The organism is Vreelandella sp. F11, from assembly GCF_042466685.1.
Lineage (GTDB): Bacteria > Pseudomonadota > Gammaproteobacteria > Pseudomonadales > Halomonadaceae > Vreelandella.
In genome coordinates this window covers 1,064,731-1,090,833 of sequence record NZ_CP170448.1, presented here as the reverse complement: position 1 = coordinate 1,090,833, position 26,103 = coordinate 1,064,731, and the positions used below count along the sequence as shown (strand labels likewise).

Here is a 26,103-nt window from a genome sequence, read left to right as displayed (position 1 = left end):
ATTTACACCTAGGTATGGGTGCTTTCGCGTATGCCACTATTGCTGAGACGTTAAACCAGAAGGCTTTCCTATGAATAATTATCTACATGCTGATTTCTTGCTGGACACAGAGACAGCACGCCGCCTCTACCATGATGTGGCGGCCGACTTACCTATTATTGACTACCACAACCACCTGCCCCCCGAAGAAGTGGCTAACAATCGCAGCTGGGACAACCTGGGCGATCTATGGCTAAGCCATGACCACTACAAGTGGCGCGTGATGCGCTGGGCAGGAGTCCCAGAGTCTCACATTACCGGTAGCGCAACAGATAAAGAGAAGTTTCTGGCATTTGCCCAGATTCTGCCTAAGGCAATTGGCAACCCCATGCACCACTGGAGCCATCTCGAACTGTGGCGCTACTTTGGTGATGAGGGCAAGTTGATCAACGGCGACAGCGCAGAGGAGATTTGGCAAACCACCCAAGCAATGCTGAGCCAGCCTGAGTTCAACGCCCAGGGCTTGCTAAAAAAAATGAAGGTCGAACTCATTGGCACCACCGATGATCCCCTCGACAGCCTTGAGCACCACCAAGCGTTTGCTGCCTCGCCACACAAAGGTGGGCTTACCATGGTACCTACCTTTCGCCCGGATCGCGCGCTGGCCATCGAAGGCGCTGGGTTCAGTGCCTACATCGAAAAATTGGAGAGTCTGACAGGACAGCCCATCAGCACCTTCGAGCATCTGATAAGCGCCCTCACGGATCGCCTGGAGTACTTTATTGCCAACGGCTGCCGTGCCGCTGACCACGGTATTGGCCAGCTAGAACAGGCCGATGAGCTAAGCACTAGCCAGCTTGATGCCATATTGAAAAAAGGCCGCCAGGGCAAAGCCTTAGCGCCAAACGAAGCCGAGAGCTTCCGTATGGCCGTCTTGGTAGAGCTAGGCCGTGCATACTCTCGGGCAGACCTTGTTATGCAGTTGCACATAGGGCCGCTGCGCAATAACAGTACGCAAATATTGCGCGCAGCAGGCAGCGACTCAGGAGCTGATTCCATTCAAGATAAGCCCATTGCCGAGCCGTTAAACAAATTGCTGGATCGCATGGATAGTACCAATGAGCTGCCGCGCACCATCCTTTATGCGCTGGATCCCAGTAAGAACCCCATCATCGTCACCACGGCGGGTAACTTTCAAAGCGGTGGCATAGCAGGCAAAGTACAGGCGGGGACTGCATGGTGGTTCAATGACCAGCTTGACGGCATGGAAAACCAGATGAACCACTTGGCTCAGATGGGGTTATTGTCCACATTCACCGGCATGCTAACGGACAGTCGATCCTTTTTGTCCTTTCCCCGCCATGAGTATTTCAGAAGGCTGCTATGCCGTATCGTCGGGCGCTGGGTTACTGATGGACTGGCCCCTAATGATCACAAACTGCTTGATGAGATTATTGCGGATATCAGTTACCACAACGCCCGCCGCTGGTTCACGGGGTAAAGGCCTAAGAAGATGCGTGTATCGATATGACCGTTGCGGTAATAGAGGGCTATTTCAGCCGGCATTAAAGGCGAGATGAATGGCGATGCCCGCCATCATCAAGCCAATCAGGCCATCGATAGTGCGCCACGCGATAGGTTTTGAAAGCCAAGGCGAGAGCGCGGCGCCACCCCAGGCCAGCAGGCTAAACCAGAGTATGGACGCGGTAGAGGCCCCCGCCACAAACACACCGGCGCTCTCCTGCTGGGCGCCAATGGCGGGTATCAGCAGCAGAGTATCCAGATACACCTGAGGATTGAGCACGGTGACGGCAAGGGTGGCCAAAATCACTTTGGTTAAACTACGCGCCTTGCCCGCTTCAGCGCTTAACCCCTGCCGCCCGCTAACAGCTCGGAACAACGCCTGCGCCGCCAGCCAGCTTAAAAACACCACGCCCACCCAGCGCATGACTTCCATAGCGCTGGGCATCGTCAGCAGGAAGGCGCTCACTCCAAACATACCCGCCGTGAGCAGAATAATATCCGCACTTATACACAGCCCCGCCGACCACCAGTGATACTCACGACGAATCGCCAGCCCCAAAATGTAGGCGTTCTGCGCTCCAATCGCCATGATAATACCGCCGCACACCACCAATCCGGTGATATAACTCTCCCACATTGCCCCGCTCCCAGTGTCAGATAAGCGTCCTGTTGGTCAATCCTGGCACTAAGGTAACGGAGAGCATGGATAACTAAAAATCATCCTGCTAATGGGGTATTCGTTTTGCTTATAGAGAGATCTATGTGGTTTGGGAAATAACACAAGGTGCTCGAGCTCAACGGCGAGAAACATGCAGTCGCTCCTTTCGCTTGCGAAATTCTGGTGACAGTGGACATAGCCCACAGTAACTCCCTTTCGGCAAGAGATAATCAAGGCAGCAGTGGCGATGAAGCCGCACAGGCACTTCTTCCTCCTCTGTCATCCGTACCGTTTGGCGTTTCGAGCCAAACATCGGGTTGCGTTTGTTACCGTGCCAAACACGTTGCTCTAGCAGATATGCTTTATCACTAGCAGCCCGCTGAACAGTGTCGGGAGAAAAGGTGTCCCGCTGTTGTGCGAGGGTAAGAAGGGTCTCTAATCGCCGCGCAACATTTCCCCACAATATCTTGGTCGGCACTTGAGTTCGCGAGGAAAGGTGGGCAATAAGCGGCTCCAAATGCTCTTTTATTAGAGGAGTGTAACGCCGCAGGGGGTCGAGGCCAGCAATGCTTCCGCCAAGATGGGGAATAACGAAAGCGACGGGGGCTGCATCTTCATCCAATACTACCGATATATCCTGAGGCCTGACGGGGAACCCATGCAGCAGTACTGTTGCGGCGACGGCGATAGGCGGAACTAGTAGAGTGACGTATTTCAGTAACCAGATAGATGCCACTGGCCGCAAGTCGTCAACATGATAAATGCGAGCGCGCCGCAGCAAAATGGCATCGAACGTCTCTGGCTCATTAAGCAGGTCGGCTAGCAGGTAGGCGTGGCTCCCCGCCTTCTCCCTACAGATCAGACCTTCACCGAAGTGGGCCCACTCGCCTTTAAAGATAGGGGTCAATAACTCGATCATATTGTCATCAATGCTCACTGCGCACGTCGAGGGCCTCGACCAGGAGAACAGCAAAGCTTAAGGCAGAAGGAAGAACACCGAAATGATGAAACGTCGCGGGCAAATAGATCTCATCCCCGCGCCGCAAGCTGCGCATATGTTGCCAAGTACCTTGTGTGGAGAATTGCTCATGAACGGGGCTGTTAGCGTAGGGGCTTTCCAATATCACCAAGCGGGCATCAATGTCGATCAATGCGTCAATGCTGACAGTCGTAACCCCCCAGTGGTTGCTTTCCCCTTGCCAGGCATTGGTTAGCTCCAACTGCTCCAAGGCACTTTGAAACATGCTGCTGTTACCAAAAACACGAGCATGACGGTTATCCATTAAGCGAATGATTAAAAGGGGCGGCTGGTTATCTGGGATACTATCCCGCAATGCATAGAGATGCTGTTCAGTTTCGCGTATTAAGCGTTCCGCAGACCTCTCATCATCGATGTATTTGCCAAGTTCCCGAGTGAAAGAGGTCAGCTGGTGCCATGGGTCTGCTCTTGTTTCAATGTCATAAGGCGTTAGGCTCTTCACTGAAGAAATACCAGATAACCGAGCAGAAATTTGAGCTAAATTCGGCGAAACCAAAATCTGCTGTGGCGAAACTTGACTTAGAAGTTCCAAGTTAGGCTGGAAGCCTATGCCAAGGTTAGTAGACTCCATCAACCTAGTGGTAGAGAAGTATTGGGCCTTAGGATCCGTCAGCGACGTAGGTATTATATCCATCGCTACCATTGTTTCGACGATACGGATATCGAGAGCGGCAATGGCTGAACTATTAGAAGACGCTAGGCTTATAGTAGGCAGCGTTAAAATCGCAATGACGACAATTGTCACTGCGCTATTAAATAAACGCCTAAGGATGATCGTGAAACCCGGCATGATATTCTCTTATGATCGACTAAGAACGAGTATTGATAATTCCAAGAACGGGGGCTGCTGCCCCCTTCCTCTTTTTTTGAGGCTGATGTTTTGAACATAGCAAGTTCAATCAGAACTCGAAGCGGACACCGCTATAGAGTGTTCTCGGGTCACCCACGCTTATCCGGGTATTGCCGCCTGAGGCAACAATATACTCTTCATCGGTAACGTTCTTGATGCCCAAGTCAAAACGTAGGCGATTGCCGTTACCGACAGGGAGGTAGTACCAGAGGCCGGCATCAACAACGGTATAGTCACCAAGTTCAAAGCCATGAAGAGTCTCGCCAAGATTATTAACGTGGCCATTATCACCATAGCGGTTGCTAGCATAGGTAATGCCACTGCCGATACCTAGCCCCCGAAGAGCGCTTTCAGGGTTCTGGAATTCGTAGCTTGCCCAAAGGCTGGCAGTCGTGTCAGGTACGTTACGCGGTTGATTGCCGTTCGTTGCTTCGTTATCGCTAACTATCTCAGCATCAAGCAACCCAATAGCGCCACGCAAGTTGAAGCCATCGACAGGGTTAGCGGCGATAGAGACCTCTACGCCTCTAGAGGTGATGCCACCAGTAGGCACTGGCTCTCCGTTGATGGTTTCGACCACGTTATCTTCTTCAAGATCAAAAACCGCGCCGGTAATAAAGTAGCGGTTATCGGCAGAACTCCACTTCACGCCTGCTTCGACCTGTCGACCTTCTCTAGGATCCTGTTCGAAAACTTCTTGATTTCCTACATATATATTTTGAGGCTCGAAGGTGTCTGCATAGCTGAAGTATAGATTCAGGCCCGGCATGGTCTCCCAGACTAATCCGAGCCCCTTCGTAAGCTTACTGCTACTACCTGAATCGATATCGCTTGTTGAACCTGTCAAATAGTTATCGTTATGGTAGCTGCTCTCCGATATTTCATATCTAAGCCCAATGTCAAGCGTCACTGAATCCGTTAGCGAGAACTCGGTAGCCGAGAACACGCCATGCGATTTTTGGCTAACATCGTAAGATTGTTCGCTGCTGGGAGAGTCAAGGTCATTAATAAGAGTGAAAGAGTCCGGCGATGATACAGTGCCCCCAATCTGAGGATTACCGCTTAAGTAACGCCACTCATGGCTGAACTCTCGATATTCCACGCCCGTTGCTACACGTATTGGTATAGCCGTATCGATTTCACCGATGAGCTGGGAGCGAGCAAATTTATATATACGCATGCGGTCTTGGTTGGCACCAACACGCCGGATTAGTGTATCTCCAGCAAGCTCGCTGCTAACATCGGCTCCAACAGAAATGACTTCGGCACGAAGGTCTTCTCCCGTTTCTCTTGAGTAAAAGAGCTTGTTGTCGATTTCCCAGGCTGAATCTGCCAACGGAATGACAACGTCAAGCTCAGCCAGGTGATATTCACTGTTGCGCTCATTGGGAATATTTCCATCGAAGCGAGTATCAAAAGGAACATCCGCTAGTCGGCGTCGCAAATCCCCCACTGGTACCGTAATTAATCCTCTATCTATTTCTCGGCGATCTTTAGAATACTCATGATTGAAGCCTACGCTTGCACCGGAATCACCTTGCCAGAGTAACGCAGAAGATAAAAACTGCCGATCAACGTTGGTATCACGAAATGTCTCGCTGTCCTCAAGCGAGCCCGTGATCCGATAGGCCAAGTTTTGGCTCTCACCGACGGGGCCCGTGAGGTCGAGGGTTCCACGTCGTTGCCCATGCTCATCGAAGGTTGTCGAAATGGAATGTTCGCGTTGAAACTGTGGTTGCTTGGTTTCTATATTAACGATGCCACCTGGCGACATCCGGCCGATATCGGCCACGGGCCCTTTGATGAGCTGAACATTATCAATAGTGGCTGGATCAATACGGCTTTCATGGCTAAAAGGAACGCCATTACGATAAAAGTTATCGTTGCGGTTGAAGCCACGAATCAATGAGTGTTCCCGGGTGCCACCATAGCCATCAGCCACAACCACATTGGGTGATAGGCGAAAGGCATCGGCCATTTCTCGAGCCTGCTGATCAAGCAAGAACTGCTCAGGAATGACGTCGATGGATCGAGGAACATCAATAATATCTTTGGGAATACGCAGCGAGGAGTCAGCGTAACGGCCTTCATAGCGGGCAGGTAGGGTGCCGTAGACCGAAACGGTTTCTAAGTTCTGAGCAGCACGCTCATTCAGGATCTCCAGCCGATAGCTACCCTCAGCACTGCGCACGGCCGCAAGGCCGGTGCCTGCCAACAAGCGCTCCAAACCTTCGTCTACTCCATAGCTGCCCTGCAGCCCGGCGGTCTGCTTGCCAGCGGTCAAAGTGGCATCGAAGGCAATCTCGATGCCTGCGCTGACCGCGAAACGATTTAAAGCCGTATCGAGCTGTCCTGCTTCAATGGAATAGCGTTGCTGAGCCGCGGCACTCTGCCCTGCGGCTTGCTGAGCAATCGCCGTTGCGGGCAGGCCAGCCAAACAGCTGGCGAGTAGACTGTATTGAATGGCGCGGGCCAAAGGTGTTCGGATAAAGCGTGAGTGCGCTTGCTGCGTCGTCATGAAGATCCCCGTTGAGTGATGCATTTTTTATGTCTACATCTCCTACTCCGAACGAGAACGAGAATCCCTCAATGTTTTCTGAAATTTTTTTTCTTAGCTTTCGCCATCGCTGCGCGGCATGACCGTGACCCAAAATGGCGTTCGGTAGACCACTTTTAAAGACAGCGCATCGGCAAGGCTGGCCAGGGCGCGATCGGTATATTGCAGCGAGAACACGCCGCTCACCCGCCGGTCAGCTACCTCTGGTGCGCAGCGCACCACGCCATGGCGATAGCGGGCCAATATCTCGACCACCTCACTAACTCGCATGCCTTCGGCCACCAGCCGCCCCTGAAAGCGGGCCTCTCCAGCAGGTTCCAAGGGCACCGGTGACGATACCCCATCGGCGCTCATGTCAGCCTGCTGGCCAGCATCCAGCGTTATCTGTTCGGTGCCTCCACGCTGCTCCAGGGCCACCCGGCCTTCGTAAACGGCCACTTGGGTGCTGTCAGTATGCTGCTGCACGCTGAAGCGGGTTCCCAGAGGATAGGAAAGTCCTTCCTTCGTCATAACACTGAATGCCCGGGCGTCCGGTGTTTTTGCCGTGGTAATCAGCACTCCGCCACGTAGCAGGTGGAGCCGCCGCTGGTGATCATCAAATCTTATGTCGATAGCAGTATCGGTATCCAAGACCAGATGAGTGCCATCGCTCAGCGTCACTTCGTGACTCTCGCCAATACCGGTGGCGTAGTCGGCGAACTGGCGCTGCCACTGGGGCGTACGCGGTAGCCCAAACCCCAGCCCGCCTAGCAGCACGGCCAAGCCGCCCCACTGCAGCAAGCCACGCCGGGAGACCGCTTGGGAAGACGAAAACAGCTCGCTACGAGCAGCGTGACGCGGTAGCGCAGCCAACCGGCCGTCAATCGCCTGCAACTGCTGCCAGGCGCGCTCATGTTCCGGCGATGCTTGTCGCCAGGCCAGGCAGGCTTCGCGCTGGGCCTCGCTAATGTCGTCGCTCCATAAGCGCGCCATCCACAGGCTGGCCTGCTCTAGCACGGCAGGATCGATGGTCTCATGGGAGGCGTCGGTGGACGTGCGGCTCATGGCATTCACTTAAGGTTGAGATTCGCTTATCGCGCGGTGGCAAGCCAGCAGCGCCCGGGCGATATATTTCTCTACCGAAGAGGCCGAGACATTCAGCGCCTCGGCGATCTCTTGATAACTCTGGCCGTCCAGGCGACACATAAGAAAAGCTCGGCGAGGCTTGTCGGGAAGCTCATGGAGCAGCGTATCGATCTCTAACAGCGCTTCGATAGTGAGTGCTTGCTCCTCGGGAGAAGGCGCGTGTGTCTCTGGAAGCAGGCTGAGAGTTTCCAAATAGGCAGTTTCGATTCGCCGACGGCGGTAATGGTCGACGACCAGCCCTTTGGCGATTTTGGTCAAGAAACGGCGTGACTGTTCCGGCGCTGGCGTAGTGCCCCGCGCCAGTATGCGTAGGTAGGTATCGTGCGCGAGATCGGCAGCGGTATGGGAACAACCCAGCTTGGCGCTCAACCAGCGCCGCAGCCAGCTATGATGATTGTGATAGAGGGCGTCGAAAGGAACCTCGCTTCTGCCCTGTTGCTTTATCGATACCATCGCCCGTTGCCATTGAGTGCCTGTGCCAACTGCCCAAAAAAGGGCAAAACCAGACGCAAACAATAAGTGATAATACTTATCATTACAAATGATATAGCGGTGATCAGATCAGTGTTAGGGCATAGTTGGCTCCTCTAATGCCTCAACGAGGGATTCGGCGAAGCGAAGGGCGGAGGGGAAACCTCCCCAAGACCAGTAGTTGATAGGGACAATTGTATAGTTGCCCTCTTTCACGGTTGGCAAGTGTCTCCACTGACCATCATAGAGGAGTTGTCTCTGCCCTCCAGGTGGATCGTAGGGGCTTTCAAGAAATATTATTTGAGCCTTGATATTAGAAAGGGCTACTGCGCTGACGGTAATCGACCCCCATTGGCCTAAATCTCTTTGCCATGCATTCTGAAGGCCAAGGCGATTTAGCACCATACCTTCAACGCCTCCCTTACCATAAATACGAGCATGGCGCTCATCCACTAAGCGCACTATTAATAGGGGAACGTCTATGCTGTTAAGCTGATTTTTTAAATCATCAAAAAAGCTGTTGGTTCTCTCCACATACTGCTCTGCAGCAACAGAATCATTGACAAGAGAACCAAGTTCACGAGTCAATTCCTCAACCACTTCCCAATGGTTCTGCTCAGCATTAACATCATTAGAAAAATTATAAAGCGTATATTCTTTAACATCAGCAATCTCTCTGAGTCTTGGTATTAAGCTGACATGGGCGGGTGGAGAAATTAGAATATGCTCTGGGGGATGATGTGCAAGAAGTTCATAGTTGGGAAGAAAACGGGAGCCAAGATTTGTCGTGTTAAGGATGATATTATCTTGACGTGAGTAGGTTTCGTACCCTTTTAGACCCGCTAGAAACATAGGCGGATGGCCTATCGCATTGAGCGTCTCGGCGATTGCGAAATCAAATGTTGCCAATGATGATTCATTGATATCGTTACTTGCCATCGAAGCAGCACTAGTCTGCAACCCAACCAATAGAATTAAAAATAAGGGGATACTGCTAAGACATATTGAACGATTAAGAGTGCATCTGTGACACTTCACTATTATGCCTGCCTTTACGGAGTAGAATATAGCGTTTCCACTTAGTAGTTGAGGATCAACCAACTTGCCATATAAGGTTCTTGGGCTGCTTTAGAAACTCTTTGCCCAATAGACCATTCCGTTCTTACTCACGGGAATATGCATGGGCAATGTTAGGTTCGCTGGACAACAAGGTCTTATAGAAGCAAGGATAAAAATGTCGCACCGCCATGTGGGATGTCGGTGCGAAATATTCAAGATACGCTTCAGGGCCAATGCCTTACCAGCTGTAAGACACGGTACCCAGGAACGTGCGATCGGCCCCCCAGTAGCAACGTCCCCCGTTGTTACAGCGGGCAACATACTCACGATCAAATAGATTCTTGGCGTTGACCTTAGCGCTCCAATTATTGCCGAAATCATAACCGATGGACGCGTCTACTAGCGTCTCGCTACCTACCTCGAGAGTGCCATAATCTAGACTCTCCGGCGGATAGGCGTAGGATTTACCCAAGTAACGGACACCAAGACCCGTTTGCAAGCCGTTCAACGCCCCTTGGCGAAAGGTGTAATTGGCCCAAAAAGAGGCTTGGTGGCGTGGTATTCCAGTAATCTGCTCATCTTCTAAGCGTGAGCCCGCATCATCGATGATCCTGGCGTCAATGTAACTATAGGCAGCGGTCAAACTCAGGCTTTCGTTAATATCGCTTTTGACCTCAACTTCCAAGCCCTGGGATTGCGTCTCGCCAACTTGTCGGTATTCACCGGAGCTTGCATCATAGCTAATGTCATCCTGCTTATTGATATCGTAAGCAGCAACCGTCACCTGTGTATTCCAACCCTCAGGCTCATACTTCACCCCTAACTCTACCTGGTCTCCAGTGATAGGCTTGAATTCATCAGCCGTTTGGATCTGTACAGGTACGAAAGTAGTGGAGTAACTAACGTAGGGAGAGAAGCCGTTGGCAAACTGATACATCAATCCGGCTTGCCAACTGAATTCCTCGTCGGAGCGCTGAGTATCATCGTTGGCTGCAGTGTAGTCATCATATTCACTATCTGACCAGTCATAACGACCACCTACCAGTGCAATCAAACCGCCCACCTTGCCCTGCCACTGAGCATAGGTTCCAGTCAAATCCTGCTTGAGATCGCCATCATCTGATAACCTAGAGGTTTGCGGCGCGCTGCTATACAGCGGATCGAAAATATTAATAATCTCGAATTCGCCATTGGCTATATCACCAGCATACTGCTGCTGTTCAAATGATGTCTTGTCAAAACTAACACCAAACAGCAACGTATTTTCGAGCGCCCCGGTGGTCACGTTACCCACCATCTGGTTATCGATGGAATAAACCCTAGATTCATTAGCCCGATCAAGATTATAGGTGCCAATATTAGTCCCGAAACCTGCATCGACGAATTGCAACCAAGTTTCCTGGCGATCTACCAAAGATCGCGTGTAACGCCCGTTTTGACGAAACGTCCAGTTGGCATTAAAGCGGTGCTCGTATTCATAACCCAATGTCCAGAATTCACGATCAAAAGCGTCCCAATCCGTACGCCCCAGATTGACATCAGTACTCAATTTTCCGCCAGCATTGCCAAGTAGCGTCCCCGCTGCTGGCAGCCCTAGTTGCATTTGAGTGCTATCCCTTTGATATTGTCCTAGCAAGGTCAGGGTATCCCTATCGCTAAGGTCGATGGCCAGCGAAGGAGCAAGGTAGACTCGGTCATCTGACATGCTATTGATTTGCGTGTCGGCATTTCGTATCAAGGACACCAGCCGACCACGAACACTGCCCTCTTCGTTGAGAGCACCCGCCACATCAAGAGAGAACTGCTTGCGATCATGAGTACCATAGCTAAGGTTAACCTCGCCCTGATGTTCATAAGTAGGCCGTTTGCTGACCAAGTTGACCATTCCGCCAGGCACATTTTCACCGTATAGAATCGCTGAAGGCCCCTTGAGCACTTCGACCCTCTCCAGACCATAAGGCTCGGCAGATGTGGAGTAGGCATTGGGCTGAACACGCAGGCCATCACGATAAGTACCGTAGCCATAATCCCGTTGGTTCATGCCACGGATGTAGAAAATATCACCGGCCAAAGACTCGCCTCCAGGGTAGCTATACCTGTTAACACCGGGTATATACTCCAGAATATCTTCCAGCGTTTGCGCCCCCTGATCCTCTATCTGATTCCTCGTTACCACCGAAATGGAGCGTGGAGTCTCTGAAATCGGAGTATCTGTCTTGGTTGCTGTCAGACTGCGTTGAGCACGGTAGCCATCATCGGGCCCCACAGCAGAACGCCCCAACCAATCCGCTTCCACACGCACCGTAGAAAGGGCCACCTCACCAGGCCGCTCCACCAGCCGATAGCTCCCATCCCCCTGCCGTACGGCCCTAAGGCGGGTGCCATTCAGCAGCCGTTCCAGCCCTTCGTCTACCCCATACCGCCCCTGCAGCCCAGGGCTTTGGCGCCCCTCGCCTAGCTCACCAGCGCCGCTGATATAAACACCCGCTTCAGCGGCGAAGCGATTGAGCACCGTGCTGACCGGGCCAGCGGGGATATCGTACTGGCGTGCTTGCTGCTGGGCGGTTTGCGCCATGGCGGGCAGCGACAACAGCGGCGTGGCTAACAAACCGGCGGCGGCGAGGTGTACCGCCAGCGCGAGGGCGCGGCGACGCCGTGGAAACGGACGGGTGGCGGTAGGCGATGGTTGTAACGCAGTGCGTTGTTGCGGCATTTCGATTCCCCTTGCAGATGGTTTTTGGCTGCTTATATAGGGGAATCGAACCAGCGCGAAAAAGGGGAACCCGAAAAACCAATTTCTCTCTTTTTATTCTTGGCTGTCACTTGCTTCGCCTGCCTCAATCTTGATCCACCAGGGCATCACTTGCCGCACCGTCACCGGCAGCGTGGTCTCGACCATGTTCAGGGTGCGCTCCAAGTCGTCAAGCGGGAAAGCGCCGAGCAGCGTTAGATCTGCCACCGCCGGGTCGACCTCAAGGCGGCCACGGTGATGCTGGCTCAGCTCCGCGGCGAACGACTTCAAAGACATATTTTCCGCCAGCAAAACACCATTGGCCCAAGCGGCCCGGCTGCCGTTAGCGGGATTGAGTTCACCGATACCGCCAGCGGCGTAGCTGGCCTGCTGTCCGGCGTCGACCACCTGGCGTTGGCTAGCATGGTCGGCATCGCCACGGGTCTGAATAGCCACCGCGCCTTCGAACACCGCCAGCAGTTCGTCGGCCTGGCGTTGGCGCACGCTGAAGCGGGTGCCCAAGGGGGTCAGTCGGGCGCTTCGGGTATCCAGGTAAAAGGGGCGGTCGGGGTCTTTGCCGGTCTTAATCAGCACTTCACCCGCCACCAGTTGCAGTCGGCGCCGCTCCTGGTCGTAGTCGACATCCAACGCCGAGGCGCTGCTTAGCCATACCTGGGTGCCATCCTCCAGTTCGATGCGGGAGATTTCGCCGGTGGCGGAGCGGTAGTCGGCGCCCCAGTAGGCCACCCATTGCGGCAAGGGTGTCCACTGCCAGGAGAGCCCTACCAGCACAGCCACGATTGCCAGGCTAGAGAGCCCACTCAGCAGATGCCACCGCCCCCGCCGTCGATGCCGCGCCGAGCTGATGACCTGGTCGGCAGCGTGGCGCTCGGTTTCATCCAGGTTGGCGGTAAAACGACGGCTTACGCCTTCCACCTGTTGCCAGGCCCATCGGTGAGTGTCGTTGGCGTCATGCCAAGCCTGCCAACGTTGACGCTCAGTTGCCGACACCTCCCCCGCTTGCCACTCCGCAAACCACTCGGCGGCCTCGGCCAAGGCGCGGCGCTTGGCGGTGTCATCAGGGCGAGCGGCCGAGGCCATTTAGAGGTTGGCCTCAAAACCGGCTTCAATCAACGTACACTGCAGCATGGCCTGGGCCATGTACTTTTTGATCATGCGCTCGGAGACGCCTAGCTCCTCGGCAATCTGCCGATAGGGCTTACCCTGCAGTTGCGATGCCAGGAAAGCAGTTGCCACCTTTTCGGGCAGCCGCGCCAGCATGCGGTCGATCTCGCACAGCGTTTCGATGACGATCTGCTGGTGTTCGACAGAAGGCAGGTGTGCTTCAGCGCGGGCGGCCAGGGCGTCTTGCCAGGCTTTTTCGATATCCAGACGGCGCCAATGATCCACGCACAGCCCCTTGGCCATGCGGCTCAAATAAGCCCTTGCGCCGTCAAAGCTATCCAGATGACGCGGCGTTTGCAACAGGCGCACGAAGGCGTCCTGGGCCAAATCAGCCGCCGATTCGCCACACCCCAGCCGCCGGCTCAGCAACTGCTGCAACCAGGGTTGGTGATGGTGATACAACTGGCCGAGGGAGTCTCGACAGCCGGTATGGTAAGCCGCAGGCTCGGCTGATCGGGGTGCCGCCGCCATATAAAAAGTGCCCCATTTCTACGAAAATGATTCTTATTCTTTTTCAATTCACAGAGAGTGTCAATGCACAGTGCTCAACGAACCTCTCCATTTTTTGATATGACCCCCTGCAAAAACCTACTACCCAATAGCGCCAACACCACTACTGCCGCCATGCATAGCGCCAACGCCGTAAACATAGCCGGGTAGCCCAGCCGGTCGAGCACAATACCGGCTAGCACGGGCACGGCTAGGCGCGACAGGGTGAACAGGCTCGCCTGTAGGCCGTAATCCAGCGCCCGGCTCCCTGCACGAGCGAAATGCATCATCAGGCCGAACATCAGCCCCGATAGCGCTCCCATGGCGCAAGCTATCAGGCCCGCTCCCAGCCACCATAGCGACTGCCCGGCCGCCATGTGGCTCACCAGCCCCAGGGTCGCCAAGGCCAGTGCTCCCAATCCTGCGAACAGCGGCAAGGCTCGGCTAATGCCGATCCCCACTGCCAGACGTTGCCCCGCCAGGCTAGCCAGGGCGCCCATCGTTCCACCGCCTACCCCCACCCACCAGGCAACCTGCTCCGCTGGCATGCCAAGGTCGAGCATCAGCGGTTTGAGGTAGATCCAGCCGGCGCCGACGAAAGGAAACAGCAGCATCAACAACGCCACCCAGACACCGGCGGCGGGCTGACGGAAAAAGTTCAGCACCCCACCCTGATGAGGTGGCAAAAAGTGCGGTTCTGCCGAGGCATGTGGTTCGCTTTCTGTCTCTGAAGTCATCACCATGCCGCCTAGCATGATGCCCCCCACCACAAGCAGCAGTGCCATCAGCACGAAGGGGGCCGCCCCACCCGCTCGCTGGTGCAGCACCAGCAGCAGGCCACCGCCCACCACCGCGGCCAGGAACAGCGCCGCCGAACGAATCCCACCGGCGCGTAACCGCTCATGGGCGGGCAGGCAGCGAATCGCCAGCGCGTTCACGGGCACATCAGCCCAGGTCGCCAGCCAACTGATCAGCAGCACCCAGGCATAGAAGCGCGGCGGCTGCGCGAGGGGAAAGTCATACGCCACCCCCAGCAACGCCAAGCCCAACAGCAGCCCTAGCAGGCCAGCCCAGGCGCGGTAGCCTCCGCCCCCGAGACGGCAACGTTCCACAGGAATTGCCATCACCAATTTGAGTATCGCTGGCAGACCTGCCAGCTGTAGCAAGCCAATTTGTGTGCCGCTCCAGCCCTGCTCGCGCAGCACCAGGGGCATTCCCAACAGTAGATAGATACTGGGCAATGCCAGGGCGAAGTGGAGCCAGCCAAACGTCAATTGCTTGGCCATCAGAGAGCGATTCATTGTGCTCTCCTGCGCGCCACCAGGGCCGTGGCAGGCGCCATGGGCAGAGTGATCGGGCGCTCCTCGCACACCTCAAAACCCTGAGCCAGCAGTGCTTCGCGCAACTCACCAGCCTGGGTCACCCGGCGCCCCTGCCATAGCAGCGGTAGATAATAGGAGAGCATGCGGCGGGCCGTCTCGGGGTCTTCGGGAATTTCAGCGTGCACGGAGATCAACTCGCCGCCAGGCTTTAGTGCGGCATGCAGTTTGACCAGGCTGGCCGAGAGATCCGGCACGAAGTGCAGTACCGAGGAGCACCAGATCAGGTCATACCCTGTACCCAAGTCATCCGTCGCCAGGTCGCCGCCCAATGCTTCGAGCCGCGGTGCCAGGCCGGCTTCGGCAATCTGTCGTGCGGCCACCTCGGCGGCCTCGGGCAACTCGAAGAGCACCCCCGTCATCCGCGGAAAGAGACTAGCCAGGCCCACAGCGACTTGTCCCGTGCCACCCCCCAAATCCAGCAGCCGCCAGGGTGCGTCATGCCCGAGCCGTTGTGATACCAATTCACAGGCGGCAGGCGCTGTCACCGCTATCTGCTCACGTGCCAGATGGCTACTTGCCGCCGCGGCCCAGCGCTTACCGCTTGCCAGTGGTGCTGGGCGGTGTTGTCCACGCAGGCCATCGGCTAACCCCGCGCCGAAATCACGCAGAGACGCAAGGCGAAAGCGCCAAGCCTCACCACAGTCTAGCGTTGAGGAAGGCGCCAGATAGCGCCGCGCCACCTCACTGCTGGTGTAATACCACTCGCCCGTCGCAGCGCGGCTTCGGTCGAGCAGTTGCATGCTCCACAACAGCGTCAACCAGTGACGAGTCGCTTCGGGCTGCCATTTTCGTATTTGCGCCAGGTTCTCGGGGGTGGAGGGCGAGGCCAACGTTTCGAAGAGATCCTCTGCTAAGGCAAGCTGCAGGGCCTCGGCCTGCACGGAGGCCAGCGCCAGATCCCAATAGAGTTGCAGTGCATGGGGAAGTAAATCATCGACGTGGTTCATAACGACACCCCCAAGCGCAGGCCAATCTCCCGGGGCGGGCTATACTCCCGTACGCTGCCATTGAGCAGGCCGACGGCGTCGTAACGTCGGTCAGTCGCGTTGTTTACATAGACCCCCACTTGCCATGGCCCATGACGATACCCTCCCGCCACATCAAGCAGAACATGTCCGGGGCGGCTGAAACGGTTGGCTGCATCCAGGTAGATTTTGCTCATGCCACTGAGGTTGGCCTGGGCATACCAGTTCTGAGGCGAGTCGTAGCGCAGCCCCAAACGGGCGCTGATATCGGGCGCAAAGGGGTTATGGTTACCGGCATGATCGCCGCTAAGGTCATTGAACTCGCGAAAGCGGGTACGATTGAGGGCCAGGCCCGCCTGGAGTGTCCAATGTTCGCCCAGCAGGTAGTCAAGATCCAGTTCGAGACCCCGCGAGCGTGCGGCGGCGGCATTGGTGATCAGTACGCTGCCGGGCTGGAGAACCTGCTGCACCTGCATGTCGTCAATGGTCATCCAGTAACTGGCGAGCCCATAGCGAAGCCGCTGCGACAGCGCCGTCCCCTTGATACCCAACTCGTAGGACACCACTTGCTCAGGTTCGTAGCCGGGATAGTCACTCTGACCCGAGAAGGCGTTGAATCCCCCGGCGCGAAACCCTTCGGCATAGCGGGCGTACAGCCAGTCGTCGTCACCCAGGCGGTACTGCAGGGCCAACTGCGAGGTGACGTCGCGCCAGCGCTCACTGCGCTGCCCGGCTCCCTGTGGGGTCAATGCCACCCGGCTCTGCTCCAGACGCAGCCCCGGCGTCAGACGCCAGCGCTCGCCAAGTGGCAACGTCCACTGCCCGAATAGCGCCAGATTCTCAGCCTCTAGCGTCGCCTCACTGCGCTGGGTGCCCATCGGGTTGCGTTGTTCGAACTGCAGTTGATGGTCATCACGGTCGCCGTACAGGCCCAGTACCCAACTGCTTTGCCCCTCATCGCCCTGGCGCTCCAGGCGCAGTTCCTGGGATAGGGTGGTCAAACGCTGGTCGCGCCCGACAGCAAAGCGCTGGGCTGGTGTCAGATCGGTGTCCTGAGTGACGCGATCATGAACTTCCCGTCGAGCGGTAATGGTACGTAGCGTCAGATCTGGCGTCAGTGCATGGCGCACATCCAGGGAGACATCTTCACCGGACGAGTCATTGCTGCCAGGATCAACAGATGTCACGCGGCGTGACTCACTCCCAGCCCGCCCCCAGGGGGCAGCGCCATCGCGATAGTCCAGTCGACCATAGCGCAGGGTAACGTCCGTATCCTGTGCCGGTAGCCAGCGTAGGCTCAGACGCCCACTCTGGCGCTGGCGATCATCCGCTTCATTCCCATCCGCCAGGTTCTCCACGAAACCGTCCTGCTGGCGCCACTCGCCGCTGATGCCCAGATAGAGCCGTTCGGGCACCAGCGCCTGGGCGGCATCGACGCGTAGCGAGGTTAGCTCGCGGCTTCCCAGCGTAGCCTCCACCTCGGTATAAGGGCCTTCATCCGGCTGGCGGGTATGCAGACTGATCACACCGGCCTCGGCATTGCGACCATAGAGCGTCGACTGAGGCCCGCGCAGCACTTCGACCCGCTCCACACCTAGCAGGTTATGATCGAACCCCTGGCCACTTACCACCGGCACACCGTCGACCAGCATCAACACCGATGAAGAGAACGCCGTGGCGCCTGAGGTCAACCCGCGCATTACCGGCAGCGCGGTGCCCGACTGGCCGAAGGGCTGAAAACTCAACCCAGGCGTATAACGCGCTAAGTCGCCAATATCGGCTGCACCTGCATCCGCAAGCGTCTCGCCCGATATCACCACCAGGCTTGCGGACACCTCCTCCTCGGCCTGCGCCACCTTGTTGGCCGTCACCTTCACCACAGGCAGCCCTTCGCCTTGAGCAGCGCCACCTATACTGCATCCCCCCAGCAGAAGCATTGCCGCTGCTTTCTTCACCCTGTTGTTCTGCATCGTTCCCCCTTAAACGCTGTTTCTGCCGCCGGCTGGCGCAGGCGTGCTTAAGGGAGTAGGCTAGCGACAAACGATATCAATTATCATGCTCATTCATATGCAAACCGATTCACTTTGTATGCGTAGCGATGCACCACAGCCACCTGAGAAGCCTCTGCAAGGCTCCCAGTGCTGCGTGCTAGATGATGGCCTCTCGGTGGTGCTCACCCGCTACCGTGCTAGCCAAGCATGGGTCGAAGAGAGCCACACCCCTCATACGGGCGCGGGCGTGATTATGACGTTTGGTTTGCAAGGCCACTCTGATTACCGAGAACGCTGGGGCCCACGTATCGACTTTCGCCATGGTCACACCACGGTAACCGCCTTTCACCAGAGCCAAGGAGAGCGCCACATTCCGGAAGGTGAAGCGGTACTTCAGCTACGCCTGGTTGCCAGCACCGGCTGGCTAGCGCGCTATTTGGGGGAGCGCTACCAATCAGCACTCCCTGCCTCTGCAGGTAGTCGATCATTGGCGTTTCAGCCCACGTCAGCGGGCAGCCGAGCGCATCTTCAGGCACTCCAGGCTTCTATTCAAACAGGCGGCTCTCGTATCCAGACACACATTCACGCCCTCAGCCTGCTGGGAGAACAACTCGAAGCGCTGCTGCCGAAACCCCGCCATACACAGCACATCGCCACCGCAGACGCCGAACGCATTGTTCAAGCCCACGAGATTCTTCTTAACGAATTAGACCGTCCCTTGACGCTGGCTTATTTGGGCGCACGGGTGGGGTTAGGGGAGCAGAAACTCAAGCAGGGGTTTCGGCGCATGTTTGGCACGACGCCTCAGCACTTTCTTCATCAACAGCGCATGCGCCACGCCCATACGCTGCTGGAAAACGGTCAGCAGGTCGCTCAGGCCGCCTACGCCACGGGCTATCGGCACCCAAGTAACTTCAGCTTAGCCTTCACACGCTTCTTCGGTTATGCCCCTAAAGCCATTAAACAGCGCAACAGTTTATAACAAGCGTTGCGGATGGTGATACAGCTGCCTGAGCGAGTCTCGGCAGCATTGCACACTGTCGCGCGACAAGCTACAATAACTGAAAACTAGTTGGACATACGTCGGTTCGGTGGATGATTAAAAGCATCAAGCATAAGGGACTAAAGTTGTTTTTCGAGAAAGGAAGCACTAAGGGCGTCCGTGCCGATCATGTCGACCGTCTCCGTGATCGCCTGACCGTACTGGACGCAGCCACTAGTCTTGACGATATAGCTGCTGGCAACTGGGGCCTTCACCCTCTAACTGGAAAACTGGACGGCCAGCATGCCATCAAGGTGTCGGGTAACTGGCGACTGTTCTTCGAGTTCCGAGACGGTAATGTTTACCTGCTGGACTATGACGATTATCACTGATGGGAGAACAAACCATGGCGATGTATAACCCCTCACATCCGGGCCGCATTATCCGGCAGCGCCTGATTGAGGATGAAGACGGCCACAAGATTAGCAGTGTGGCATCGGTCGCTGAACAGCTCGGCTGCCACCGCAACACCCTGAACCGGGTAATTAATGGCAGCGCCTCCGTCACACCTGAAATGGCATTGGCTCTGGAAAAATTGAACGCTGGAAGCGCCGAATTCTGGCTATCCATGCAGACCAATTATGACCTCTTTCAGCTTCGCCATAGCCAGGGCGCGGCTTAGCCGAGCGATACCGCGCACCCAGCTAGTACCAATCTTCAACCGCTAGTTTCTTAATGCGTTTAAATTCCCCAGTATTGTGGGTGACCAATGTACCTTGGTTGGCGAGCGCGGTACCGGCTATCAGAGTATCGTAGGGGCCGATGGGGGTTCCCTGCTTTTCCAGGGTCGCGCGAATTTGCGCTGAGGCTTTGGCTTCGGGGGTGGAAAACCCAAGAACCTGTACAGTGTCGATCAGTTTGTCGAGCTGCATCGCTCTCTTTTTGGGAGCAGCCGATTTTGCAATACCCAGCTCCAGCTCGTACAACACAATCGCAGGTATGCCAATATCGCCGGGCTTTTTGGACAAGAGGTTATCGGCAACATTGCCCATGCCTTTGAAAAAGTAGATGAGCGTATTGGTGTCAAGCACATACATCAGAGTGGTTCCCGCTGCTGGTCGGTGCCGGTTTCTGCCCGAATCTCCTCCAGCGACGGAAACGCATCCCAAGCCCCAGCCAGTTCGACCACCGCCTGTGGCCACTCATTGGCAACCTCCTCTTTGATCAGATTGGTAATCCATTTGCTCTTGGAGACATTCATCGACTTGGCCGCCGCCGCCATTTTCTTCTCGGTATCATCATCGATATAAATCGTAACTTGGCCCATGACACACCCCTTGCCAGCAAGTATATGTTGAAATATATGTCCCTGCGATAAAAGCGTCAAGGCTGGCAGTTCACCGGTATCTGGGGTCTTCATTCTCTAACGGGAACACTGGGCACTTCGCCATCACCAGGGCGCGGCTTAGCTAAGCGACTCACATCAATGACTACCCATTCACCCTCGCCACCGCATCGCGGCTGGCGGCTTCCCGCTGCTCACCAGTGAGTTCAACTAGCTGCCCACCGCGCATTTCCAGCAGCCGGTCAGCCTGGTCGAAGTAGTGGTCGTCGTGGCTGATGACTACCAGCGTTTTGCCGAGTGCCCTCAGTTGGGGGAGTAGTTCGCGGTAGAACACCCGCCGGAACTGAGGATCCTGGTCAGCGGCCCACTCGTCCAGCAGCAACAGGTCGCGCTGCTCGGCAACCGCCAACAGCATCGCCAGGCGCTTGCGCTGGCCCTGGGAGAGGTTGGTGTTAGTGATGCGATCACCGTCGAAGTCGAGCTTGCTCTGCATGCCCAGTGCGGCCAGCCACTCCTCCATCAGCGCCGGGTCGGGTGACTCGCCTGCGGGGCCCATCAATCGGTCAAATAGATGCAGGTCGGTATAAATCGCCGAGAAGTGTTGGCGATAGCGTGTCCAGTCCTCTTCCCGCAGCGGCATGCCATCAACCCGCACGCAGCCGATTTGCGGCTGGTAAAGCCCGGTGAGCAGTCTCGCCAGGGTCGATTTGCCACTGCCGTTGCCGCCGATCAGAAACACCACTTCGCCGCGTTTTAAGGTTAGATCGATGGGGCCGATAGCAAAGCCCGGCCGAGACTCCTCATCCGGGTAGCGATAGCTGACCTGCTCCAAGGTAAGCACTTGCCAGTCGTGGCGCAGCGCAGAGTGGCCGAACGCCTCGCGGTGCTCGGCCAGGTCTAAACTGCTGATTTTTTCAAACGCTACTCGTGCGTTAATCAGCGTCGGAAAGGCGCCTATCGCCTGCATCAACGGCGCACGCAAAAACAGCAGCGTGAGTGAGAAGGTCGTGGCTACCTGTACGGACGCCCAGCCCAGGCCGTTGGCCAAAAAGAACGCCACACCGATGGCCCCCAGCATCATAATATTGAACCAGTTCACCGCGCTCAGATGATAGGTATCACCAAGAATAAAATGGCGTCGACAATCCTTTGCGTTAGGGGTGTAGACATCACGATACAGCCACTCTGCCCGGTCACGGTTGAGCGCCAACTCTTTGCGCCCCTCGATTACCGACTGGTAATCCGCATAGAGACGATCCTGTATTTCGCGCAGCTTGGCCATATGCCCATAGACCCGGGCCACCAAGCGTATGCCAATTAAAATAGTCACGATCACCCAAAGCGCGGTGACACCCAGCATGGCAGGCGAAAGCCACGCCAGGTAAAGCGTGGCGCCGACTGTCAGCACCCCACCCTGCACCAGTTCCGGCAAGCGTATAAAAGCAACGGTCACTGAACTCACATCGGTGGAGAGACTCGCCAACAAACGCGCACTACCAATCTGCTCGGCGCGCTCAATGTTGGTATCCAGAATTCGCTTGATCAACTGCCCCCGCAGCCGGTAGACGAAATGGTGACCCAGCGTGGTCAGCGCCAACTGCGATGTCAGGGTAATGACCAGCAGCAGCGCTATCAACCCCAGGAATTCGGGCAGGATGCGCCAGGGGTCGGTGAAGGTGCCCAACAGCCGCTGATTGATAAAAGCGATAACACCGATGCCCAAGCCAGCGCTTATTAGGCTGAGCAGTACCACGGCCACAAACGGCCAACGATAATCACGCCATACGATTCTGAACAGTTCCATTAACTTTGGCTCCTTGCAAGAGTTGAACGCTAAAGGAAGCGCTGCAGCGTGCCGTGCTAACCTAACGGCGTTTCTTGGTCGGCTTATTTTCGGGTTTTAGCGGGCAGCCACCGCAAAGCGGCTCGCCGGGTAATCGGTATTTGATACAGCATAGCCGCCGTACACGAGCAGGTGTTTCACCGCCCAATTCCAGGTAACGCACTGGCTGATAGAGTGGATTACGGCGCCCATCGGGCAGCGTCTTGGTGGCGAGATAATCCAGTAGAGGTTCTCCCGCACCGCTGAATTCCGGGTGCCGCGAACAGGTCTTTCCCACGAACTCCACGTAGTGACCAAGATTGCTCCAAAACACCTTGGCAGAAAGTCCGGAGACCACAGCAAGCGCCTCGATCAGTGGCGCGCAGTGGTCATCGAATAGGCTACTGAAACGTGCCTGAAGCGTTTTTGAGGCCAGAGGGACGCCACCATGCGGCAACCAGATACGAGCAGTCTGACCATGGTCGCCAAACGCCAGTCGCAGCTCATCCCCGCCGACCGGCAGGCCGTAACCCAATAGCAGGTTCGCCACCAGCGTTGGAATAGAGACACTGCTGAAATGAAATTTCGACCATATCGAAGCAGCAGCCAGAAAATCAGCATCGTCACCGTGGTACAGGCGGTAACGCGATAGCTGGGCGAAGAGCACTTCATGATCCAGCAGTTCAGTAGCCGCCAATGTCGACTCATCAGGCTGACCAAAACAGGGGGCCTTGGCGTTATCCAGCGGCGGCTGGCGGTAAAGTGCCAACAACACCTCCGCGGGATCCGCCACAGCCCAAAGTTCACTCGGCTTGATCGCCACATGACTCATAGCCGCCGCAGCCCCCACATAAAGTAAGCGCCGCCAATCAGGGAGGCAACCAAGCCCGCCGGTATCTCATAAGGGAAAATAATCTGACGCCCCACCCAGTCCGCCAGCACCATCAGCAGCATGCCGATCAATGCCGCCCCCAGCAGGTGCTGCCCTGCGCGTGAGAAGCCGACCAAGCGCGCCATATGCGGCGCCAGCAGGCCAATAAACGACAGCGGCCCCACCACCAGGGTGGCACAGGCGGTGAGCAGTGCAACGAGCAGTAGCAGCGCTAAACGGGCACGGTTAAGGGTCACCCCAAGCGCCTTGGCCGTCGGTGCGCCTAAGGGCAAGATATCCAGCCAGCGGGTAAAGGGCAGCGTGACCAGTGCCAACACCGCAGCGATACCCCCGACCACCACCGCATTGGTAAGATCCACGTAATAGGTAGAACCCGCCAACCAAGCGATTACCTGCTGGCCGCGGGGGTCGCCGCCCGCCAGCATTACGCTGCGCACGGCGTCAAACAGCGCACTAACCGCCACCCCGGTGAGCAGTAAGCGCTCGGGGAGATAACCGCTCTTGCGGTTGATGCCCACTAGCACCACTAACGTCGCGAAAGCCCCCAGGGTGCCAACCCCGATTAGCATCGCGTTGGTCGGCGCGGGCAGCAGGAAAATCCCCAAAATCAGCGCAATGGCACAGCCACCGCTAATACCCAACACTTCAGGGCTGGCCATGGGGTTGGCGGAAAGACGCTGAAGAATCGTCCCGGCAATCGCCAACATTAACCCGCTGGCGGCGGCCGCCATCACCCGAGGCATTCGCCACTGCATCACGTTCCAGTTATCCGGCGACAGCAAGTACCAGCCATCAACACCCTGGCCAACGAGCAGCCCAAGCAGCGTGGCACCCAGTAGCGCGAGGATTAAACCGGTGGCCAGGCGGGAAGGCGCAGGGTGACGATGGGCGAAAACGCCCGCTCCTTTCGGCGGCTGATCGCCCTGGAGCTTTAGACGCGGAATCAGCCACATTAACAGTGGCGCCCCCAGGGCACCGGTAATCGCCCCAGTTGGGATAAAGGCCGCCACCATGCCACCAAACTGCTGCAGCAGCAGATCCGTGGTGGCCAGCAGCACGGCCCCTAATAGCGTCGACCAGATTAGCCGTGGGCCCAACCGGCGCGCCCCGGCCATACGCACAATATTGGGCGCGGCCAGACCGATAAAGCCGATGATGCCCACCACGCTGACGATGCTGCCGGTAATAAATACGGCCAGCCCCATGCCTGCAAAGCGCAGATAGGTAAGCGAGACCCCCAGGCTCTTCGCGCTGGCGTCGTCAAGTTCCAGCACCGCCAAGGGGCGCAGCAAAAACCAAGCGGCGACACAGCTAATCGCCAGCCGTGGCCAGAGAATAGCCACGCCGTCCCAGCCATTTTGCGCCAGCGAGCCCGCGCCCCAAATTAGCAGCCCGGAGAGCGCTTCGTGGTTAAACAGCAACAGCGCGGTGGAGAGCGCCCCCAAATACAAATTGACCACCAGACCCGACAGCACCACCACAATGGGGGCCAAACCGCGCCTCCAGGAGAGCAGGAAAACCAGCCCCACCGCCAGCGCGCCGCCCAACAAGGCCACCCATTCGCGCCCAACCACAAGCAGCCCTGGCGCCAGCAAAGTGGCGGTCATCAACGCCAGATTAGCGCCCGACGCCACCCCCAGAGTGGTGGGCGACGCCAAGGGGTTGCGCAGCACCTGCTGCATCAGCACACCTGCCAGCCCTAAACCGCCCCCGGCCAGCAGCGCAATCGAGAGGCGCGGCCACCAGGCGTAGTAGAGCAACAGCTCGTCAACATTCTCAAAGGAAGGCGCTACTAACGCCTGCAGACCCAGCGCAAAACCGCCTTGGCCCTCCAGGCCAATCCAGAATAGCACCGCCATCGGCAGGCTAAGCATCAGACAGGCTTTGGCGGGCGACATGCCTCCCACTCGTTGGGCAACTTGCGAGGCGCCTAGCATAGCGGACACCCTTCTGTGATCACCGAACAGCTCGCCACGCGGGGCGCAATAGGCAGCAGCGTCATTGTCTAAGCCTTAATCGTTCTGGAGGTTAATAGTTAAATTATTGACAACGATTCTAAATGATAATAATTAGCACTACAATTGACTCATTAATTGATGCACAAGTAACGGAGCCTCCTTATGGCAGCCAAACCGAGCTACCAGCTTTTCGATATCACCCTCGCCCGGCGCACTCAAGTCAGCGCCTCCCTCGTCAGGTTCACCTTTACCGGCCCAGACGTTGGCCACATGGCGACCTACGCCCCGGATCAGCGCGTCAAACTGTTCTTTCCCGAAGGCGGTGGCAGCCTCGACCCGCTGTTTGAGATCGCCAAGCTGGAAGAGCACGACTGGTACGGCGCCTATCGCGCACTACCAGATGCCCAGCGGCCCTCTGCGCGCACCTATACCATTCGCGCCCTGCGGCCGGAGAAGGCCGAGGTAGACGTTGAATTTGTGCTCCACGGCGACAATGGCCCCGCCTCGCGTTGGGCAATGCACGCCCGCCCCGGCGACCGCCTGGCCATGACAGCCCCCGACGCCAATGCCGAAGGCCCAAAGCTGGGTTACGAGTGGAAGCCCCCCCAAGACGTGCGCCGTATTCTGATCATCGCCGATGAAACCGCCCTCCCCGCCGCCGCAGGCATTCTTGAAACCCTTGATGACCTGCCGCTCAAACCCAGGGTCGAAGCGCTGTTCGAAGTGCCCCGCAGTGACGACGTTCAGCTGCTGCCCCAAGCCGCTAAGCTGCACTGGCTGACCCGTGATGCTGAACCCGGCTGCCAGCACGGTGAGCTGTTGATGAGAGCAGTGCGCGATATTGATTTGCATAAGGAAATTCAAGCGCTAGGCGGCGTGCCTACGGCAGCCACTAGCAACGACGCAAGCGACGATGAGGACGGCCCACTCTGGGAACCCGCCACCTTGGATGACAGCGCGCCCTTCTACGCTTGGATAGCTGCTGAAACCAAGGTCGCCATGAAGCTGCGCCGCTACCTGGTTAACGAGTGCGGGCTACCCAAACAGTACGTCACCAGCATGGGCTACTGGCGCCAGGGCAAAGCCAATGGTTAAAGGC

At 56.6% G+C, this 26,103-nt stretch carries 23 protein-coding genes; 5 read left to right on the top strand and 18 right to left on the bottom strand.

Going from position 1 to position 26,103, the window contains the following annotated elements; all coding sequences use genetic code 11:
- Positions 1-70: 70 nt before the first annotated feature.
- Complete coding sequence (uxaC, locus tag ACFIOZ_RS04885) at positions 71-1,480, top strand: glucuronate isomerase (RefSeq protein WP_386082573.1); 1,410 nt, start codon at positions 71-73, stop codon at positions 1,478-1,480.
- Between the two features lie 54 nt (positions 1,481-1,534).
- On the opposite strand, the gene ACFIOZ_RS04880 is transcribed toward uxaC, so the two are convergent.
- The 13 genes from ACFIOZ_RS04880 to ACFIOZ_RS04820 all read right to left on the bottom strand — a co-directional run bounded on the left by ACFIOZ_RS04880 (position 1,535) and on the right by ACFIOZ_RS04820 (position 17,984).
- Positions 1,535-2,140, bottom strand: coding sequence for a LysE/ArgO family amino acid transporter (locus tag ACFIOZ_RS04880; protein ID WP_386082572.1), 606 nt, complete (start codon positions 2,138-2,140; stop codon positions 1,535-1,537).
- Positions 2,141-2,297: 157 nt separating this feature from the next.
- Positions 2,298-3,080 (bottom strand): siderophore-iron reductase FhuF, encoded by a 783-nt coding sequence (gene fhuF / locus ACFIOZ_RS04875; protein ID WP_386082571.1) that lies wholly within the window; start codon positions 3,078-3,080, stop codon positions 2,298-2,300.
- 7 nt (positions 3,081-3,087) lie between these two features.
- Complete coding sequence (locus ACFIOZ_RS04870; RefSeq protein WP_386082570.1) at positions 3,088-3,990, bottom strand: ABC transporter substrate-binding protein; 903 nt, start codon at positions 3,988-3,990, stop codon at positions 3,088-3,090.
- A gap of 109 nt (positions 3,991-4,099) precedes the next feature.
- On the bottom strand, positions 4,100-6,568 hold the full coding sequence (locus tag ACFIOZ_RS04865) for a TonB-dependent siderophore receptor (RefSeq protein ID WP_386082569.1): 2,469 nt from the start codon (positions 6,566-6,568) through the stop codon (positions 4,100-4,102).
- Between the two features lie 93 nt (positions 6,569-6,661).
- Entirely contained in the window at positions 6,662-7,651 is a 990-nt protein-coding gene (locus ACFIOZ_RS04860; protein ID WP_386082568.1) for a FecR domain-containing protein, read from the bottom strand.
- 9 nt (positions 7,652-7,660) lie between these two features.
- Positions 7,661-8,185: a sigma-70 family RNA polymerase sigma factor gene (locus ACFIOZ_RS04855; RefSeq protein WP_386082567.1), complete on the bottom strand. Its 525-nt coding sequence runs from the start codon at positions 8,183-8,185 to the stop codon at positions 7,661-7,663.
- Positions 8,186-8,299: 114 nt separating this feature from the next.
- Complete coding sequence (locus ACFIOZ_RS04850) at positions 8,300-9,142, bottom strand: ABC transporter substrate-binding protein (protein ID WP_386082566.1); 843 nt, start codon at positions 9,140-9,142, stop codon at positions 8,300-8,302.
- 358 nt (positions 9,143-9,500) lie between these two features.
- The gene (locus tag ACFIOZ_RS04845; RefSeq protein WP_386082565.1) at positions 9,501-11,975 is read right to left on the bottom strand and encodes a TonB-dependent siderophore receptor; all 2,475 of its coding nucleotides are present in this window, start codon (positions 11,973-11,975) and stop codon (positions 9,501-9,503) included.
- Between the two features lie 93 nt (positions 11,976-12,068).
- Complete coding sequence (locus tag ACFIOZ_RS04840; protein ID WP_386082564.1) at positions 12,069-13,094, bottom strand: FecR domain-containing protein; 1,026 nt, start codon at positions 13,092-13,094, stop codon at positions 12,069-12,071.
- Positions 13,095-13,649, bottom strand: coding sequence for a sigma-70 family RNA polymerase sigma factor (locus tag ACFIOZ_RS04835; protein ID WP_386082563.1), 555 nt, complete (start codon positions 13,647-13,649; stop codon positions 13,095-13,097).
- 74 nt (positions 13,650-13,723) lie between these two features.
- Positions 13,724-14,968: an MFS transporter gene (locus ACFIOZ_RS04830; protein ID WP_386082562.1), complete on the bottom strand. Its 1,245-nt coding sequence runs from the start codon at positions 14,966-14,968 to the stop codon at positions 13,724-13,726.
- Positions 14,965-15,996, bottom strand: a complete 1,032-nt coding sequence (locus ACFIOZ_RS04825; RefSeq protein ID WP_386082561.1) for a methyltransferase — start codon at positions 15,994-15,996, stop codon at positions 14,965-14,967. The genes ACFIOZ_RS04830 and ACFIOZ_RS04825 overlap by 4 nt, the downstream gene beginning before the upstream one ends.
- Positions 15,993-17,984 (bottom strand): TonB-dependent receptor, encoded by a 1,992-nt coding sequence (locus ACFIOZ_RS04820; RefSeq protein ID WP_386082560.1) that lies wholly within the window; start codon positions 17,982-17,984, stop codon positions 15,993-15,995. The genes ACFIOZ_RS04825 and ACFIOZ_RS04820 overlap by 4 nt, the downstream gene beginning before the upstream one ends.
- An 85-nt stretch (positions 17,985-18,069) precedes the next feature.
- Here ACFIOZ_RS04820 and ACFIOZ_RS04815 point away from each other — a divergent pair, with 85 nt between their 5' ends.
- The 3 genes from ACFIOZ_RS04815 to ACFIOZ_RS04805 all read left to right on the top strand — a co-directional run bounded on the left by ACFIOZ_RS04815 (position 18,070) and on the right by ACFIOZ_RS04805 (position 19,669).
- On the top strand, positions 18,070-18,987 hold the full coding sequence (locus ACFIOZ_RS04815) for a helix-turn-helix transcriptional regulator (protein WP_386082559.1): 918 nt from the start codon (positions 18,070-18,072) through the stop codon (positions 18,985-18,987).
- A 113-nt stretch (positions 18,988-19,100) separates the two neighbouring features.
- Positions 19,101-19,379, top strand: a complete 279-nt coding sequence (locus tag ACFIOZ_RS04810) for a type II toxin-antitoxin system RelE/ParE family toxin (protein WP_386082558.1) — start codon at positions 19,101-19,103, stop codon at positions 19,377-19,379.
- A gap of 14 nt (positions 19,380-19,393) precedes the next feature.
- Positions 19,394-19,669: a HigA family addiction module antitoxin gene (locus ACFIOZ_RS04805; protein ID WP_386082557.1), complete on the top strand. Its 276-nt coding sequence runs from the start codon at positions 19,394-19,396 to the stop codon at positions 19,667-19,669.
- A gap of 22 nt (positions 19,670-19,691) precedes the next feature.
- On the opposite strand, the gene ACFIOZ_RS04800 is transcribed toward ACFIOZ_RS04805, so the two are convergent.
- The 5 genes from ACFIOZ_RS04800 to fhuB all read right to left on the bottom strand — a co-directional run bounded on the left by ACFIOZ_RS04800 (position 19,692) and on the right by fhuB (position 24,983).
- Entirely contained in the window at positions 19,692-20,084 is a 393-nt protein-coding gene (locus ACFIOZ_RS04800; protein WP_386082556.1) for a type II toxin-antitoxin system VapC family toxin, read from the bottom strand.
- Positions 20,084-20,314, bottom strand: a complete 231-nt coding sequence (locus ACFIOZ_RS04795) for a CopG family transcriptional regulator (RefSeq protein ID WP_386082555.1) — start codon at positions 20,312-20,314, stop codon at positions 20,084-20,086. The genes ACFIOZ_RS04800 and ACFIOZ_RS04795 overlap by 1 nt, the downstream gene beginning before the upstream one ends.
- 163 nt (positions 20,315-20,477) lie before the next feature.
- Positions 20,478-22,136 carry a multidrug ABC transporter permease/ATP-binding protein gene (locus tag ACFIOZ_RS04790; RefSeq protein ID WP_386082554.1) on the bottom strand — a complete coding sequence of 553 codons (1,659 nt, stop codon included), beginning with the start codon at positions 22,134-22,136 and terminating at the stop codon, positions 20,478-20,480.
- A gap of 61 nt (positions 22,137-22,197) precedes the next feature.
- The gene (gene fhuF / locus ACFIOZ_RS04785; RefSeq protein ID WP_386082553.1) at positions 22,198-22,986 is read right to left on the bottom strand and encodes a siderophore-iron reductase FhuF; all 789 of its coding nucleotides are present in this window, start codon (positions 22,984-22,986) and stop codon (positions 22,198-22,200) included.
- On the bottom strand, positions 22,983-24,983 hold the full coding sequence (fhuB, locus tag ACFIOZ_RS04780) for a Fe(3+)-hydroxamate ABC transporter permease FhuB (protein WP_386082552.1): 2,001 nt from the start codon (positions 24,981-24,983) through the stop codon (positions 22,983-22,985). Before fhuB ends, fhuF (ACFIOZ_RS04785) begins: the two co-directional genes overlap by 4 nt.
- Positions 24,984-25,166: 183 nt before the next feature.
- Here fhuB and ACFIOZ_RS04775 point away from each other — a divergent pair, with 183 nt between their 5' ends.
- A complete protein-coding gene (locus tag ACFIOZ_RS04775) occupies positions 25,167-26,099 on the top strand; it encodes a siderophore-interacting protein (RefSeq protein ID WP_386082551.1) in 933 nt (310 codons plus the stop codon).
- Positions 26,100-26,103 lie beyond the last annotated feature (4 nt).

What these genes read in the sequence shown, in the direction of transcription:
- uxaC (WP_386082573.1), top strand. Translation starts at nt 71, where the DNA reads ATGAATAATTATCTACATGCTGATTTCTTGCTGGACACAGAGACAGCA.
- ACFIOZ_RS04880 (WP_386082572.1), bottom strand. Translation starts at nt 2,140, where the DNA reads ATGTGGGAGAGTTATATCACCGGATTGGTGGTGTGCGGCGGTATTATC.
- fhuF (WP_386082571.1), bottom strand. Translation starts at nt 3,080, where the DNA reads ATGATCGAGTTATTGACCCCTATCTTTAAAGGCGAGTGGGCCCACTTC.
- ACFIOZ_RS04870 (WP_386082570.1), bottom strand. Translation starts at nt 3,990, where the DNA reads ATGCCGGGTTTCACGATCATCCTTAGGCGTTTATTTAATAGCGCAGTG.
- ACFIOZ_RS04865 (WP_386082569.1), bottom strand. Translation starts at nt 6,568, where the DNA reads ATGACGACGCAGCAAGCGCACTCACGCTTTATCCGAACACCTTTGGCC.
- ACFIOZ_RS04860 (WP_386082568.1), bottom strand. Translation starts at nt 7,651, where the DNA reads ATGAGCCGCACGTCCACCGACGCCTCCCATGAGACCATCGATCCTGCC.
- ACFIOZ_RS04855 (WP_386082567.1), bottom strand. Translation starts at nt 8,185, where the DNA reads ATGGTATCGATAAAGCAACAGGGCAGAAGCGAGGTTCCTTTCGACGCC.
- ACFIOZ_RS04850 (WP_386082566.1), bottom strand. Translation starts at nt 9,142, where the DNA reads ATGGCAAGTAACGATATCAATGAATCATCATTGGCAACATTTGATTTC.
- ACFIOZ_RS04845 (WP_386082565.1), bottom strand. Translation starts at nt 11,975, where the DNA reads ATGCCGCAACAACGCACTGCGTTACAACCATCGCCTACCGCCACCCGT.
- ACFIOZ_RS04840 (WP_386082564.1), bottom strand. Translation starts at nt 13,094, where the DNA reads ATGGCCTCGGCCGCTCGCCCTGATGACACCGCCAAGCGCCGCGCCTTG.
- ACFIOZ_RS04835 (WP_386082563.1), bottom strand. Translation starts at nt 13,649, where the DNA reads ATGGCGGCGGCACCCCGATCAGCCGAGCCTGCGGCTTACCATACCGGC.
- ACFIOZ_RS04830 (WP_386082562.1), bottom strand. Translation starts at nt 14,968, where the DNA reads ATGAATCGCTCTCTGATGGCCAAGCAATTGACGTTTGGCTGGCTCCAC.
- ACFIOZ_RS04825 (WP_386082561.1), bottom strand. Translation starts at nt 15,996, where the DNA reads ATGAACCACGTCGATGATTTACTTCCCCATGCACTGCAACTCTATTGG.
- ACFIOZ_RS04820 (WP_386082560.1), bottom strand. Translation starts at nt 17,984, where the DNA reads ATGCAGAACAACAGGGTGAAGAAAGCAGCGGCAATGCTTCTGCTGGGG.
- ACFIOZ_RS04815 (WP_386082559.1), top strand. Translation starts at nt 18,070, where the DNA reads ATGCTCATTCATATGCAAACCGATTCACTTTGTATGCGTAGCGATGCA.
- ACFIOZ_RS04810 (WP_386082558.1), top strand. Translation starts at nt 19,101, where the DNA reads ATGATTAAAAGCATCAAGCATAAGGGACTAAAGTTGTTTTTCGAGAAA.
- ACFIOZ_RS04805 (WP_386082557.1), top strand. Translation starts at nt 19,394, where the DNA reads ATGGCGATGTATAACCCCTCACATCCGGGCCGCATTATCCGGCAGCGC.
- ACFIOZ_RS04800 (WP_386082556.1), bottom strand. Translation starts at nt 20,084, where the DNA reads ATGTATGTGCTTGACACCAATACGCTCATCTACTTTTTCAAAGGCATG.
- ACFIOZ_RS04795 (WP_386082555.1), bottom strand. Translation starts at nt 20,314, where the DNA reads ATGGGCCAAGTTACGATTTATATCGATGATGATACCGAGAAGAAAATG.
- ACFIOZ_RS04790 (WP_386082554.1), bottom strand. Translation starts at nt 22,136, where the DNA reads ATGGAACTGTTCAGAATCGTATGGCGTGATTATCGTTGGCCGTTTGTG.
- fhuF (WP_386082553.1), bottom strand. Translation starts at nt 22,986, where the DNA reads ATGAGTCATGTGGCGATCAAGCCGAGTGAACTTTGGGCTGTGGCGGAT.
- fhuB (WP_386082552.1), bottom strand. Translation starts at nt 24,983, where the DNA reads ATGCTAGGCGCCTCGCAAGTTGCCCAACGAGTGGGAGGCATGTCGCCC.
- ACFIOZ_RS04775 (WP_386082551.1), top strand. Translation starts at nt 25,167, where the DNA reads ATGGCAGCCAAACCGAGCTACCAGCTTTTCGATATCACCCTCGCCCGG.